This window comes from Enterobacter cloacae complex sp. P12RS, assembly GCF_014895875.1.
In the GTDB taxonomy this organism is placed as follows: domain Bacteria; phylum Pseudomonadota; class Gammaproteobacteria; order Enterobacterales; family Enterobacteriaceae; genus Enterobacter; species Enterobacter bugandensis.
This window is the reverse complement of the sequence record NZ_JADBQO010000027.1, coordinates 1-14,128: the sequence shown is the minus strand read 5'-3', so window position 1 is coordinate 14,128 and position 14,128 is coordinate 1. Positions and strand designations below refer to the sequence as shown.

The following is a 14,128-nucleotide window of genomic DNA, read 5'->3' as shown; positions in this document are numbered from 1 at the left end:
AGGGATGACGGGATGATTAGTCGCGTTAAAGGTTGGGTGTTGGCTGCGACGGTGCTGCTGTGCGCGCAGGCCGGGGCGGCAAGCCTTTCGGATATTCAGGTGTCAAACGGCGAAAGCCAGGCGCGGATTACGTTCAGCTTTATGGGCGACCCTGAATACGCGTTTTCACAGCCAGACAGCCACAGCGTGGCGCTGGATATCAAACAGACAGGCGTGATCCAGGGGCTACCGCTGCGGTTCAGCGGTAACAACCTGGTGAAAAGTATCCGCTCGGGTACCCCTCAGGACAGCCAGTCACTGCGCCTGGTGGTCGATCTGACCGAAAAGGGCAAAACGAAGGCGGTGAAGCAGCAAAACGGGGCGAACTATACGGTGGTCTTCACCATCAATGCCGATGTTCCGCCGCCTCCGCCGCCACCGGTTGTCGCGAAACGCGTGGAAGAGCCGGTGTATACGCCTCGCCCACCGGAACCTGCGCGTAATCCGTTTAAATCGCAGAACGATCGCATCACCGCGGCAACCAGCAGTAACACGGTAACGCGTCCGGCGGTCAGCGCACGGCGTACGGTCAGCGGTGACAAAGTGATTATCGCCATTGATGCCGGGCACGGTGGACAGGATCCTGGAGCGATTGGCCCGGGCGGCACGCGAGAGAAAAATGTCACTATTGCGGTGGCCCGCAAGCTGCGGACGCTGTTAAACGATGATCCGATGTTTAAAGGCGTACTAACCCGCGACGGCGACTATTTTATCTCTGTGATGGGCCGCTCAGACGTGGCGCGTAAGCAAAACGCCAATTTCCTGGTCTCCATTCACGCGGATGCCGCACCGAACCGTAACGCGACGGGCGCCTCGGTATGGGTCCTGTCGAACCGCCGGGCAAACAGCGAAATGGCCAACTGGCTGGAAGAGCATGAGAAACAGTCTGAACTGTTAGGCGGCGCGGGTGATGTGCTGGCAAACAGCCAGTCTGACCCATACCTCAGCCAGGCGGTGCTGGATTTACAGTTCGGTCATTCTCAGCGCGTCGGGTATGATGTCGCCACTAACGTATTGAACCAGTTGCAGGGCATCGGGGCATTGCATAAGCGCCGCCCTGAACATGCGAGCCTGGGCGTTCTGCGCTCGCCGGATATTCCGTCAATTCTGGTAGAGACGGGCTTTATCAGCAATAACAGTGAAGAGCGCCTGCTGGGCAGCGACAGCTATCAGCAGCAAATTGCCGAAGCGATTTATAACGGTTTACGTAAATATTTTGAGGCGCATCCTCTGCAGTCCGCGCCGCAGGGCGGAGCAGCCCAGACGGCCAGCGCCGCGCAGCCGGGTGGGTTGACCGCCACAAATTAAGGAGAATTCATGCCGATTCAGGTTCTGCCGCCGCAGCTCGCGAACCAAATCGCCGCCGGTGAGGTGGTGGAACGCCCTGCGTCGGTGGTGAAGGAGCTGGTTGAAAATAGCCTCGATGCGGGCGCCACCCGCATTGATATTGATATCGAACGCGGCGGCGCAAAGCTTATCCGCATTCGCGACAACGGCTGCGGCATCAAAAAAGAGGAGCTGGCGCTGGCGCTGGCGCGTCATGCCACCAGTAAAATTGCCTCTCTGGATGACCTGGAAGCGATTATCAGCCTCGGTTTTCGCGGCGAAGCGCTGGCCAGTATCAGCTCGGTTTCTCGTTTAACGCTGACCTCCCGCACCGCTGAACAGCAGGAAGCCTGGCAGGCCTACGCTGAAGGGCGGGATATGGACGTCACGGTCAAACCCGCGGCGCACCCTGTCGGTACTACGCTGGAAGTTCTGGACCTGTTCTACAATACTCCCGCCCGCCGCAAGTTTATGCGTACCGAAAAAACCGAGTTCGGCCATATCGACGAGATCATCCGCCGAATTGCGCTCGCCCGTTTCGACGTCACCATCAACCTCAGCCATAACGGCAAGGTGATGCGCCAGTACCGCGCGGTGGCTGAAGGTGGTCAGAAAGAGCGACGGTTAGGCGCTATCTGCGGGACGCCGTTCCTGGAGCAGGCGTTGGCTATCGAGTGGCAGCACGGCGATCTGGCTTTACGCGGCTGGGTGGCCGATCCGAACGCCAGTAGCGCGGCGTATTCTGAAATTCAGTATTGCTACGTGAACGGCCGCATGATGCGCGACCGCCTCATTAACCACGCCATTCGCCAGGCCTGCGAAGACAAGCTCGGGGCCGATCAGCAACCGGCCTTTGTGCTTTATCTGGAGATCGACCCGCATCAGGTGGATGTCAACGTCCATCCTGCCAAGCATGAAGTACGGTTCCATCAGTCGCGTCTGGTGCATGATTTTATCTACCAGGGCGTGCTGAGCGTGCTGCAACAGCAGCTTGAACCCACGCTGCCGCTGGAAAAAGAAGACTCCGCACCGCGCCCCATTCCGGAAAACCGTGTTGCTGCGGGCCGCAACCATTTTGCGGAGCCTGCCGTCGCGCGTGAACTAGACGCCCCGCGTTTCTCCTCTGCAGGAGCCGCGCCGCGTCCGACGGGCGTGAACTACCCGAACGCTCAGCCCGGCTATCAGAAGCAGCAGGGGACGCTGTACCGTAAACTGCTGGAAACGCCCGCAGTCGAGCGCAAAGAGCACGTTTCGGTGGCGACACCTTCCCTTGAAGGCCATAGCCAGAGTTTTGGCCGGGTGCTGACGATTATCGCACCGGATATGGCCCTGCTTGAGCGCGACGGCAAACTGCTGCTTCTGGCGCTGCCGGTTGCCGAACGCTGGCTCAAGCAGGCGCAACTGACGCCGGGGGAACATGCGGCCTGTGCGCAGCCGTTATTGATCCCGGTTCGCCTGAAAATATCCGCTGAAGAAACAAGGGTATTGCAGCGTGCAGAGGCCCAGCTGGCGCAAATGGGCATTGAAATTGTGCTCGAACCACAACATGTGACAATTCGCGCAGTGCCTTTACCCTTACGCCAACAAAATTTACAAAACTTGATTCCTGAACTGATAGGCTACCTGGCGCAGCAAACAACGTTGGAGGCTGCCAACACCGCGCAGTGGATCGCCCGCCATCTGGCCAGCGAACATTCACCGTGGAGTATGGCGCAGGCGATTACCCTGCTGGCGGAGGTGGAACGCCTCTGCCCACAGTTGGTGAAAGCGCCGCCGGGTGGGTTATTACAACCTGTTGATTTAAAAACGGCGATGACCGCCCTGAAACATGACTGACGTAAGCAAGGCGAGCCTGCCAAAGGCGATTTTTTTAATGGGCCCAACGGCCTCTGGCAAAACAGCGTTAGCCATTGAGTTACGTAAAGTTTTGCCTGTAGAGTTGATTAGCGTTGATTCCGCCCTCATCTATCGAGGGATGGACATCGGCACGGCGAAGCCCGGCGCAGACGAACTGCGTGCGGCACCGCACCGTTTGCTGGATATACTCGACCCGGCAGAGGCTTACTCCGCAGCGGATTTCCGCCGGGATGCCTTAGCTGAGATGGCCGAGATAACGGCGGCGGGGCGTATACCGCTGTTGGTTGGCGGAACCATGCTCTACTTCAAGGCGCTGCTCGAAGGTTTATCACCCTTACCTTCTGCAGATCCTGAAATCAGAGCAAAGATTGAGCAGCAGGCGGCAGAGCAGGGGTGGGACGCATTGCATAAGCAACTGGCAGAGATTGACCCGGTTGCGGCGGCGCGAATCCATCCAAACGATCCGCAAAGGCTTTCCCGGGCACTGGAAGTTTTTTTCATTTCGGGTAAAACTTTAACGGAACTGACGCAAACGTCAGGAGACGCTCTGCCGTATCAGGTGCATCAGTTCGCCATCGCCCCGGCGAGCCGTGAACTGCTCCATCAACGAATTGAGCAGCGTTTTCATCAGATGTTGGCTTCAGATTTTGAAGCAGAAGTGCGGGCGCTATTTGCCCGTGGAGATTTGCATACGGATATGCCTTCCGTTCGTTGTGTGGGATACCGCCAGATGTGGTCGTATCTTGAAGGTGAGATTTCATACGATGAAATGGTTTATCGAGGTGTTTGCGCCACGAGACAGTTAGCGAAGCGCCAGATCACCTGGTTGCGCGGTTGGGAGGGGGTTCACTGGTTAGACAGTGAAAAACCGCAACAGGCGTTAAACGATGTGATTGAGGTTGTTGGTGATATCGCCCACTGAATGTGTACAATTGAGACGTATCGTGCGCAATTTTTCAGAATCGCAAGGTTCTAAGTACAAAACAAGCATATAAGGAAAAGATAGAATGGCTAAGGGGCAATCTTTACAAGATCCGTTCCTGAACGCATTGCGTCGGGAACGTGTTCCAGTTTCTATTTATTTGGTGAATGGTATTAAGCTGCAAGGTCAGATTGAGTCTTTCGATCAGTTCGTGATCCTGTTGAAAAACACGGTCAGCCAGATGGTCTACAAGCACGCTATCTCTACTGTTGTTCCGTCCCGTCCGGTCTCTCATCACAGCAATAACGCTGGCGGCGGCACAGGCAGTAACTACCATCATGGCAGCAACGCGCAGGGTTCTTCTGCTCCTGCGCAGGACAGCGACGAGACCGAATAAGGTTTTAGCTGTTATCCACACGGGGAGCCAGGGATCCTGCGTTCCCCGCTGATCTTTTTAGAGAGGTTTACGCTTGTTTGACCGTTATGATGCCGGTGAGCAGGCGGTGCTGGTACACATCTATTTTTCGCAAGACAAAGATATGGAAGACCTCCAGGAGTTTGAATCTCTGGTCTCTTCCGCCGGTGTCGAAGCAATGCAGGTGATTACCGGTAGCCGTAAAGCGCCGCACCCAAAGTATTTTGTTGGTGAAGGTAAAGCAGTAGAAATTGCGGATGCCGTAAAAGCAACCGGCGCGTCAGTCGTGTTGTTTGATCATGCGCTGTCTCCAGCCCAGGAGCGCAACCTGGAAGCTCTCTGCGAGTGCCGTGTTATCGATCGCACGGGATTGATTTTAGACATTTTTGCTCAGCGTGCCCGTACCCACGAGGGGAAACTGCAGGTTGAGCTGGCGCAGTTGCGCCATCTGGCGACGCGTCTGGTGCGTGGCTGGACCCACCTTGAAAGACAAAAAGGCGGGATTGGTTTGCGCGGTCCGGGTGAAACCCAGCTCGAAACCGACCGCCGTTTGCTGCGTGGCCGTATTACCCAGATCCTCTCACGTCTGGAACGTGTCGAGAAACAGCGTGAACAGGGGCGTCGGGCGCGAACCAAAGCCGACATCCCCACGGTGTCGCTGGTGGGCTATACCAACGCCGGTAAATCCACCCTGTTTAACCAGATAACCGAGGCCCAGGTGTATGCCGCAGACCAGTTGTTTGCGACCCTGGACCCGACGCTGCGCCGCATTGACGTTGCAGACGTGGGTGAAACAGTGCTGGCGGATACCGTAGGGTTTATCCGCCATCTGCCGCACGATCTGGTGGCGGCGTTTAAGGCGACGTTGCAGGAGACGCGTCAGGCGACTCTGCTGCTGCACGTGATTGATGCGGCTGACGTACGCGTGCAGGAGAACATCGACGCGGTGAACGTGGTGCTGGAAGAAATTGACGCCCACGAAATTCCCACCCTGTTGGTGATGAATAAGATCGATATGCTGGAGGATTTCGAACCGCGTATCGACCGTGATGAAGAAAACAAACCGATTCGGGTCTGGCTTTCTGCTCAGGCCGGAATCGGTGTGCCACTGCTTTTCCAGGCTTTGACAGAACGTCTTTCCGGTGAGGTAGCTCAGCACACGCTGCGACTGCCGCCACAGGAAGGCAGGCTGCGCAGCCGGTTTTATCAGCTTCAGGCGATAGAAAAAGAGTGGATGGAGGATGACGGCAGCGTGGGGATGCAGGTGCGTATGCCGATCGTTGACTGGCGTCGCCTCTGTAAACAAGAACCTGCGCTGGCGGACTATATCGTCTGATCAGAAAGGGGAAGCCTGAAAAATTCGCCCTTGCATAACAAATATGGAGCATATACATGGCGTGGAATCAGCCCGGTAATAACGGACAAGACCGCGACCCGTGGGGAAGCAGCAATAATCAAGGCGGCAACTCTGGGGGAAATGGCAACAAAGGTGGTCGCGAGCAGGGGCCGCCGGATCTGGATGATATCTTCCGCAAGCTGAGCAAAAAGCTTGGTGGCCTTGGCGGAGGAAAAGGTTCTGGCTCGGGTGGCAGTTCCAGCCAGGGACCGCGCCCGCAATTAGGTGGCCGCCTGGTGGGCATCGTTGCTGCCGGGCTGGTGATCGTCTGGGCTGCCAGCGGGTTCTACACCATTAAAGAAGCAGAACGCGGCGTGGTCACCCGTTTCGGTAAGTTCAGCCACCTGGTTGAGCCGGGCCTGAACTGGAAACCGACCTTCATTGACGACGTGACTGCGGTAAACGTGGAATCCGTCCGTGAACTGGCCGCTTCTGGCGTGATGCTGACCTCGGACGAAAACGTGGTGCGCGTTGAGATGAACGTGCAGTACCGCGTGACGGATCCTGAGCGTTATCTGTTTAGCGTGACCAGCGCCGATGACAGCCTGCGTCAGGCGACCGACAGCGCCCTGCGTGGTGTGATCGGCAAATACACCATGGACCGCATCCTGACCGAAGGTCGTACCGTTATTCGTAGCGATACCCAGCGCGAGCTGGAAGAGACGATTCGTCCGTACAACATGGGTATCACCCTGCTGGACGTCAACTTCCAGGCTGCACGTCCGCCGGAAGAGGTGAAGGCCGCGTTTGACGATGCGATTGCTGCCCGTGAAAACGAACAGCAGTACATCCGCGAAGCAGAAGCGTACACCAACGAAGTTCAGCCGCGTGCTAACGGTCAGGCGCAGCGTATTCTGGAAGAGGCGCGAGCGTATAAGACCCAGACCATCCTGGAAGCTCAGGGTGAAGTGGCTCGCTTCGCGCGCATCCTGCCGGAATACAAAGCCGCCCCGGAAATTACCCGCGAGCGTCTGTATATCGAGACTATGGAAAAAGTGCTGAGCCACACCCGCAAAGTGCTGGTTAACGACAGCAAAGGCGGAAACCTGATGGTTCTGCCGCTGGATCAGATGCTGAAAGGCGGTTCTGCACCGGCAGCGAAAGACACCAGCGGAGCGAACAACCTGCTGCGTCTGCCGCCAGCCTCATCAGGCAGCTCCAGCGCGAACACAACGCCTTCTTCGAACGATGGTGACATTATGGACCAACGCCGTGCTAACGCGCAGCGTAACGACTACCAGCGTCAGGGGGAATAAGGATGCGTAAGTCAGTTATTGCGATCATCGTCATCGTACTGGTCGTGCTGTATACCTCGATCTTTGTGGTGAAAGAGGGCGAGCGTGGGATCAAGTTCCAGTTCAGCAGCGTCGTGCGTGATGGCGACAAACGTCCGGTGATTTACGAGCCGGGCCTGCACTTCAAGGTGCCGTTCATTCAGTCTGTGAAAACGCTCGATGCGCGTATCCAGACCATGGATAACCAGGCCGACCGTTTCGTGACCAAAGAGAAGAAAGACCTGATCGTTGATTCTTACATCAAATGGCGTATCAGCGATTTCAGCCGTTACTTCCTGGCAACGGGCGGCGGTGACGTTTCTCAGGCAGAAGTGCTGCTGAAACGTAAGTTCTCTGACCGTCTGCGTTCTGAAATTGGTCGTCTTGATGTGAAAGACATCGTGACCGACTCCCGCGGTCGTCTGACCCTGGAAGTGCGCGATGCGCTGAACTCCGGTACAGCGGGCACCGAAGACGAAGTGGCAACGCCAGCAGCGGATGACGCGATTGCTAAAGCGGCCGAACGCGTTCAGGCTGAAACCAACGGTAAAGTGCCGGTGATCAACCCGAACAGTATGGCGGCACTGGGTATCGAAGTGGTTGACGTGCGTATCAAGCAGATCAACCTGCCAGCGGAAGTGTCCGAGGCGATCTACAACCGTATGCGCGCCGAGCGTGAAGCGGTAGCCCGTCGTCACCGTTCACAGGGTCAGGAAGAGGCTGAAAAACTGCGTGCGGCAGCGGACTATGAAGTGACCAAGACGCTGGCGGAATCTGAACGTCAGGGCCGTATCCTGCGCGGTGAAGGCGATGCGGAAGCGGCGAAGCTGTTTGCCGATGCATTCAGCCAGGATCCAGACTTCTACGCCTTTATCCGTAGCCTGCGCGCTTACGAGAATAGCTTTAAGAGCAACCAGGACGTGATGGTGCTCAGCCCGGACAGCGATTTCTTCCGTTATATGAAGACGCCGACCAACGCAACGCGATAAACTCAGGCTCGTTTGAGTATTCAAACCACCGCTCCCAACGGAGCGGTGGTTTTCTTTTATAAGGATGAAAAATGAATTCAACGATCTGGCTCGCGCTGGCCCTGGTTCTGGTGCTGGAAGGTCTCGGCCCGATGCTCTATCCGCGCGCATGGCGTCGTATGATCGCGACCATGAGCCAGCTACCGGATAATATTTTGCGTCGTTTCGGCGGTGGTCTTGTGGTTGCCGGTATCGTTATCTACTACATGTTGAGGAAAACGATTGGCTGATCAAAAACTAGCCGCAATTGGCGTATTTTAAGGTCAAAAAGTGCTGTATATCTGAAAAAGCGATGGTAGAATCCATTTTTAAGCAAACGGTGATTTTGAAAAAAATGGGTAACAACGTCGTCGTACTGGGCACCCAATGGGGTGACGAAGGTAAAGGGAAGATTGTCGATCTTCTGACTGAACGGGCTAAATATGTTGTACGCTACCAGGGCGGTCACAACGCAGGCCATACTCTCGTAATCAACGGTGAAAAAACCGTCCTCCATCTTATTCCATCAGGCATTCTTCGCGAAAACGTCACCAGCATCATCGGTAACGGCGTTGTGCTGTCTCCTGCTGCGCTGATGAAAGAGATGAAAGGTCTGGAAGACCGTGGTATCCCTGTTCGTGAGCGTCTGCTGCTCTCCGAAGCCTGCCCACTGATCCTGGACTATCACGTGGCGCTGGACGTGGCGCGTGAAAAAGCGCGTGGCGCGAAAGCGATCGGCACCACCGGTCGTGGTATCGGCCCGGCTTACGAAGATAAAGTTGCACGTCGCGGTCTGCGCGTCGGTGACCTCTTCGACAAAGCGACCTTCGCTGAAAAACTGAAAGAAGTGATGGAATATCACAACTTCCAGCTGGTGAACTTCTACAAAGCTGACGCTGTTGACTACCAGAAAGTGCTGGATGACGTCATGGCGATTGCAGACATTCTGACCGGTATGGTTGTTGATGTGTCCGATCTGCTGGACCAGGCGCGCAAGCGTGGCGATTTCGTCATGTTCGAAGGTGCGCAGGGTACGCTGCTGGACATCGACCACGGTACCTATCCGTACGTTACTTCTTCTAACACCACCGCGGGTGGCGTGGCGACCGGCTCTGGCCTGGGTCCACGTTATGTGGATTACGTTCTGGGCATCATCAAAGCGTACTCCACTCGCGTGGGTGCGGGTCCATTCCCGACCGAACTGTTTGATGAAACCGGCGAGTTCCTGTGCAAGCAGGGTAACGAGTTTGGCGCGACCACCGGTCGTCGTCGTCGTACCGGCTGGCTGGATGCGGTTGCCGTGCGTCGCGCAGTGCAGATCAACTCCCTGTCTGGCTTCTGCCTGACCAAGCTGGACGTGCTGGACGGCCTGAAAGAAGTGAAAATCTGCGTAGGTTACCGTATGCCAGATGGCCGCGAAGTGACCACCACTCCGCTGGCTGCTGACGACTGGGAAGGCATTGAGCCAATCTACGAAACCATGCCGGGCTGGTCTGAGACCACCTTCGGTGTGAAAGAGCGTAGCGGCCTGCCGCAGGCGGCGCTGGATTACATCAAGCGCATTGAAGAACTGACCGAAGTGCCGATCGATATTATTTCTACCGGCCCTGATCGTACTGAAACGATGATCCTGCGCGACCCGTTCGACGCATAATCTTCGTGACTGCTGGCCTGCGGGGAGACCCGTAGGCCGGATAAGCGTAGCGCCAACCGGCGACCGCTCCTGGATCTCCGCTTTTTCGCCCCGTCTGTCAAATAAATTAGCCGCTAACTATCTGGCTGGTTTATCATCATTAATGAATATCTCTGCGGTTTGACCGCGTTTTCCCTTTTTCCTGAGGTTGATGTGCAGTTAACAAGTTTCACCGATTACGGCTTACGCGCGCTGATTTACATGGCGTCGTTACCCGAAGGGAAGATGACCAGTATCTCTGAAGTGACAGAGGTATACGGTGTATCCCGTAATCATATGGTCAAAATAATCAATCAACTTAGCCGTGCCGGATACGTTGCTGCCGTCCGCGGGAAGAATGGAGGGATCCGTCTTGGTAAACCGGCACAGAGTATTCGTATCGGGGATGTGGTACGCGAGCTGGAGCCCTTGTCTCTGGTGAACTGCAGCAGCGCGTTCTGCCACATTACGCCCGCTTGCCGCCTGAAACAGGCGCTTTCTAAGGCCGTGCAAAGTTTTCTCAAGGAACTGGATAACTACACGCTGGCCGATTTGGTTGAAGAGAATCAACCGCTTTATAAATTATTGCTGGTGGAATGAAGAAAATTTCCACCGGAGCTGACAACGGAGGAACCGACATGTCACAAGATCCTTTCCAGGAACGCGAAGCCGAAAAATACGCGAATCCTATCCCCAGCCGCGAGTTCATCATTGAACACTTAACAAAACGCGAAAAACCCGCCAATCGTGAAGAACTTGCCGTTGAATTAAATATTGAAGGTGAAGAGCAAATTGAAGCCCTTCGCCGCCGCCTGCGCGCGATGGAGCGTGACGGGCAACTGGTCTTTACCCGCCGCCAGTGCTACGCGCTGCCGGAACGCCTCGATCTGCTGAAAGGGACCGTCATTGGTCACCGCGATGGCTTTGGCTTCCTGCGCGTGGAAGGCCGTAAGGACGACCTTTACCTCTCATCCGAACAGATGAAAATGTGCATCCACGGCGACCAGATCCTGGCGCAGCCGCTGGGTGCAGACCGTAAAGGCCGCCGCGAAGCACGCGTGGTTCGCGTGCTGGTGCCAAAAACCAGCCAGATTGTGGGCCGCTACTTTACCGATGCGGGCGTAGGCTTCGTGGTGCCTGACGACAGCCGTCTGAGCTTCGATATTCTGATCCCACCTGAAGAGGTGATGGGCGCGCGTATGGGCTTTGTGGTGGTGGTTGAACTCACCCAGCGTCCGACCCGTCGCACCAAAGCGGTCGGTAAAATCGTCGAAGTGCTGGGCGATAACATGGGCACTGGCATGGCCGTCGATATGGCGCTGCGTACCCATGAAATTCCGTACGTCTGGCCGAAAGCGGTCGAAGAGCAGATCGAAAACCTGCGCGAAGAAGTACCGGAAGAGTCCAAAGCGGGCCGTGTGGATCTCCGCAGTCTGCCGCTGGTCACCATTGATGGTGAAGACGCCCGCGACTTCGATGATGCCGTGTACTGCGAGAAAAAACGCGGCGGCGGCTGGCGTCTGTGGGTGGCCATTGCTGACGTAAGCTATTACGTTCGTCCGCACACGCCGCTGGATAACGAAGCGCGCAGCCGTGGTACGTCGGTCTACTTCCCGTCGCAGGTGGTACCGATGCTGCCGGAAGTGCTCTCCAACGGCCTGTGCTCCCTGAACCCGCAGGTTGACCGTCTCTGTATGGTATGTGAGATGACCATCTCCACCAAAGGGCGCTTAACGGGCTACAAATTCTACGAAGCGGTAATGAGCTCGCACGCGCGTCTGACCTATACCAAGGTCTGGCATATGCTGCAGGGCGACCAGGACCTTCGCGAGCAGTACGCACCGCTGGTTAAACACATTGAAGAGCTGCATAACCTCTACAAAACGCTGGAGCAGGCGCGCGAAGAGCGCGGCGGGATCTCCTTTGAGAGCGAAGAAGCGAAGTTTATCTTCAACGCCGAGCGCCGCATTGAGCGTATCGAACAGACCCAGCGTAACGATGCGCACAAGCTGATCGAAGAGTGTATGATTCTGGCGAATATCTCGGCGGCACGCTTCGTTGAGAAAGCCAAAGAACCTGCGCTGTTCCGTATTCACGATAAGCCGACCACGGAAGCCATTACGTCGTTCCGCTCCGTGCTGGCTGAGCTCGGCCTGGAGCTGCCTGGCGGTAATAAGCCTGAGCCACGCGATTACGCCGAACTGCTGGAATCCATTAGCGACCGTCCTGACGCAGAAATGCTGCAGACAATGCTGCTGCGCTCCATGAAGCAGGCGATTTACGATCCGGAAAACCGGGGGCACTTCGGCCTGGCGCTGCAGTCTTACGCGCACTTTACCTCGCCGATCCGTCGCTATCCGGATCTGTCACTGCACCGCGCGATCAAGTATCTGCTGGCACACGAGCAGGGCCATAAAGGCAACACGACTGAAACCGGTGGGTATCACTACTCCATGGACGAAGTGCTGCAACTGGGTCAGCACTGTTCCATGACCGAGCGCCGTGCGGATGAAGCGACGCGCGACGTGGCGGACTGGCTGAAGTGTGACTTTATGCTGGATCAGGTGGGCAACGTCTTTAAGGGCGTGATTGCCAGCGTGACCGGCTTTGGTTTCTTCGTTCGTCTGGATGAGCTGTTTATCGACGGTCTGGTGCACGTCTCCAGCCTGGATAACGACTACTACCGCTTCGACCAGGTCGGCCAGCGTCTGATTGGCGAATCCGGCGGCCAGACCTACCGTCTGGGCGATCGCGTGGAAGTGAAGGTCGAAGCCGTGAATATGGACGACCGTAAAATCGACTTCAGCCTGATCTCCAGCGAGCGCGCGCCGCGTAACGTCGGTAAAACCGAGCGTGAAAGGGCGAAAAAAGGCGGAAACGGCAAAGCGAGCGGTAAACGTCGCCAGGCGGGCAAAAAGGTGAACTTCGAGCCGGACAGCGCGTTCCGCGGCGAGAAGAAACAGAAGCCAAAGGCGGCGAAGAAAGAGGCTCGCTCAGCGAAAAAGCCTTCCGCGAAGACGCAGAAAATCGCTGCCGCGACAAAAGCGAAGCGCGCAGCCAAGAAAAAGCAGGCGGAATAATTCTCCCCTCACCCTGACCCTCTCCCCAACCGGGAGAGGGGAAATACTTATTACGAGAACCATCAATGAGTGAAATGATTTACGGCATCCACGCGGTGCAGGCCCTTCTCGAGCGCGCACCGGAGCGTTTTCAGGAAGTGTTTATTCTGAAAGGTCGTGAAGACAAACGTCTGATGCCGCTGATCCACGCGCTGGAAGCGCAGGGCGTGGTGATCCAGCTGGCGAACCGCCAGTTCCTGGATGAGAAAAGCGAAGGCGCGGTGCACCAGGGGATCATTGCCCGCGTGAAGCCGGGCCGTCAGTATCAGGAAAACGATCTGCCGGATCTGATTGCTGAGCTGGAGAATCCGTTCTTCCTGATCCTCGATGGCGTCACCGATCCACATAACCTCGGCGCGTGCCTGCGCAGCGCGGATGCGGCGGGCGTGCACGCGGTGATCGTACCGAAAGATCGCTCTGCCCAACTGAACGCGACGGCAAAGAAAGTGGCCTGCGGCGCGGCGGAAAACGTTCCGCTGATCCGCGTGACCAACCTGGCGCGCACCATGCGTCTGCTGCAGGAAGAGAATATCTGGATCGTCGGTACCGCGGGCGAAGCGGATCATACTCTGTATCAGAGCAAAATGACCGGCCGTCTGGCGCTGGTGATGGGGGCGGAAGGTGAAGGCATGCGTCGCCTGACCCGCGAGCACTGCGACGAGCTGATCAGTATCCCGATGGCGGGCAGCGTGTCGTCTCTGAACGTTTCCGTTGCAACGGGTATCTGCCTGTTTGAAGCGGTGCGTCAGCGTAGCTGATTATTAATCTGTAAAAAAGCCACCCAATTCGGGTGGCTTTTTTTATGCCCTGGCTGGTAATATAACGACCGAAGTGATTTCGGCTTTTATAAATATCTTTAAAACTAACACATGGATGAAATTATGAGATGGTCTCTCTCATCGCTTGCCGATGAATTGTCGCGCCGGCGCGATATTTATATTGATTTAAAAAATAACAATGATGCACTTATTATAAAAATGAATGAATATGGCGATTTGCCATTAAGTATTTTTATTACATCCCAGCAAGTTATCATTGAAACCTATATATGTCCTGTTAATGACATTAAGCGCCAGGCTGACTTCAACCTCTTCTTATTAC

At 56.0% G+C, this 14,128-nt stretch carries 13 protein-coding genes; all 13 read left to right on the top strand.

All coding sequences use genetic code 11. The features are described 5' to 3' along the window. Nucleotides 1-12: 12 nt before the first annotated feature. The gene (gene amiB / locus IM284_RS15710; protein ID WP_047366970.1) at nucleotides 13-1,347 is read left to right on the top strand and encodes an N-acetylmuramoyl-L-alanine amidase AmiB; all 1,335 of its coding nucleotides are present in this window, start codon (nucleotides 13-15) and stop codon (nucleotides 1,345-1,347) included. A gap of 9 nt (nucleotides 1,348-1,356) precedes the next feature. Beyond that, a complete protein-coding gene (mutL, locus tag IM284_RS15705; protein WP_193055842.1) occupies nucleotides 1,357-3,201 on the top strand; it encodes a DNA mismatch repair endonuclease MutL in 1,845 nt (614 codons plus the stop codon). Then, on the top strand, nucleotides 3,194-4,144 hold the full coding sequence (miaA, locus tag IM284_RS15700; protein WP_028015253.1) for a tRNA (adenosine(37)-N6)-dimethylallyltransferase MiaA: 951 nt from the start codon (nucleotides 3,194-3,196) through the stop codon (nucleotides 4,142-4,144). The genes mutL and miaA overlap by 8 nt, the downstream gene beginning before the upstream one ends. 85 nt (nucleotides 4,145-4,229) lie before the next feature. Then, nucleotides 4,230-4,541 (top strand): RNA chaperone Hfq, encoded by a 312-nt coding sequence (gene hfq / locus IM284_RS15695; protein WP_013095287.1) that lies wholly within the window; start codon nucleotides 4,230-4,232, stop codon nucleotides 4,539-4,541. 73 nt (nucleotides 4,542-4,614) lie between these two features. Further along, complete coding sequence (gene hflX / locus IM284_RS15690) at nucleotides 4,615-5,895, top strand: ribosome rescue GTPase HflX (RefSeq protein ID WP_023331851.1); 1,281 nt, start codon at nucleotides 4,615-4,617, stop codon at nucleotides 5,893-5,895. Nucleotides 5,896-5,951: 56 nt separating this feature from the next. Beyond that, on the top strand, nucleotides 5,952-7,211 hold the full coding sequence (gene hflK, locus IM284_RS15685; RefSeq protein ID WP_028015254.1) for an FtsH protease activity modulator HflK: 1,260 nt from the start codon (nucleotides 5,952-5,954) through the stop codon (nucleotides 7,209-7,211). Nucleotides 7,212-7,213: 2 nt separating this feature from the next. Continuing rightward, complete coding sequence (hflC, locus tag IM284_RS15680; RefSeq protein WP_028015255.1) at nucleotides 7,214-8,218, top strand: protease modulator HflC; 1,005 nt, start codon at nucleotides 7,214-7,216, stop codon at nucleotides 8,216-8,218. Nucleotides 8,219-8,289: 71 nt separating this feature from the next. Further along, nucleotides 8,290-8,487: a DUF2065 domain-containing protein gene (locus tag IM284_RS15675; protein WP_003855996.1), complete on the top strand. Its 198-nt coding sequence runs from the start codon at nucleotides 8,290-8,292 to the stop codon at nucleotides 8,485-8,487. 104 nt (nucleotides 8,488-8,591) lie between these two features. After that, nucleotides 8,592-9,890, top strand: coding sequence for an adenylosuccinate synthase (locus tag IM284_RS15670; RefSeq protein ID WP_006178975.1), 1,299 nt, complete (start codon nucleotides 8,592-8,594; stop codon nucleotides 9,888-9,890). Between the two features lie 192 nt (nucleotides 9,891-10,082). Then, entirely contained in the window at nucleotides 10,083-10,508 is a 426-nt protein-coding gene (nsrR, locus tag IM284_RS15665; RefSeq protein ID WP_028015256.1) for a nitric oxide-sensing transcriptional repressor NsrR, read from the top strand. Nucleotides 10,509-10,546: 38 nt separating this feature from the next. Next, nucleotides 10,547-12,988 (top strand): ribonuclease R, encoded by a 2,442-nt coding sequence (gene rnr / locus IM284_RS15660; protein WP_028015257.1) that lies wholly within the window; start codon nucleotides 10,547-10,549, stop codon nucleotides 12,986-12,988. 65 nt (nucleotides 12,989-13,053) lie between these two features. Continuing rightward, on the top strand, nucleotides 13,054-13,785 hold the full coding sequence (rlmB, locus tag IM284_RS15655; RefSeq protein WP_047364106.1) for a 23S rRNA (guanosine(2251)-2'-O)-methyltransferase RlmB: 732 nt from the start codon (nucleotides 13,054-13,056) through the stop codon (nucleotides 13,783-13,785). A 123-nt stretch (nucleotides 13,786-13,908) separates the two neighbouring features. Further along, on the top strand, nucleotides 13,909-14,128 hold a 220-nt coding region (locus tag IM284_RS15650), incomplete at its 3' end, for a DUF2170 family protein (RefSeq protein WP_193055841.1).

Coding starts and splice junctions, on each gene's coding strand:
- amiB (WP_047366970.1), top strand. CDS start 13: ATGATTAGTCGCGTTAAAGGTTGGGTGTTGGCTGCGACGGTGCTGCTG.
- mutL (WP_193055842.1), top strand. CDS start 1,357: ATGCCGATTCAGGTTCTGCCGCCGCAGCTCGCGAACCAAATCGCCGCC.
- miaA (WP_028015253.1), top strand. CDS start 3,194: ATGACTGACGTAAGCAAGGCGAGCCTGCCAAAGGCGATTTTTTTAATG.
- hfq (WP_013095287.1), top strand. CDS start 4,230: ATGGCTAAGGGGCAATCTTTACAAGATCCGTTCCTGAACGCATTGCGT.
- hflK (WP_028015254.1), top strand. CDS start 5,952: ATGGCGTGGAATCAGCCCGGTAATAACGGACAAGACCGCGACCCGTGG.
- hflC (WP_028015255.1), top strand. CDS start 7,214: ATGCGTAAGTCAGTTATTGCGATCATCGTCATCGTACTGGTCGTGCTG.
- IM284_RS15675 (WP_003855996.1), top strand. CDS start 8,290: ATGAATTCAACGATCTGGCTCGCGCTGGCCCTGGTTCTGGTGCTGGAA.
- IM284_RS15670 (WP_006178975.1), top strand. CDS start 8,592: ATGGGTAACAACGTCGTCGTACTGGGCACCCAATGGGGTGACGAAGGT.
- rnr (WP_028015257.1), top strand. CDS start 10,547: ATGTCACAAGATCCTTTCCAGGAACGCGAAGCCGAAAAATACGCGAAT.
- rlmB (WP_047364106.1), top strand. CDS start 13,054: ATGAGTGAAATGATTTACGGCATCCACGCGGTGCAGGCCCTTCTCGAG.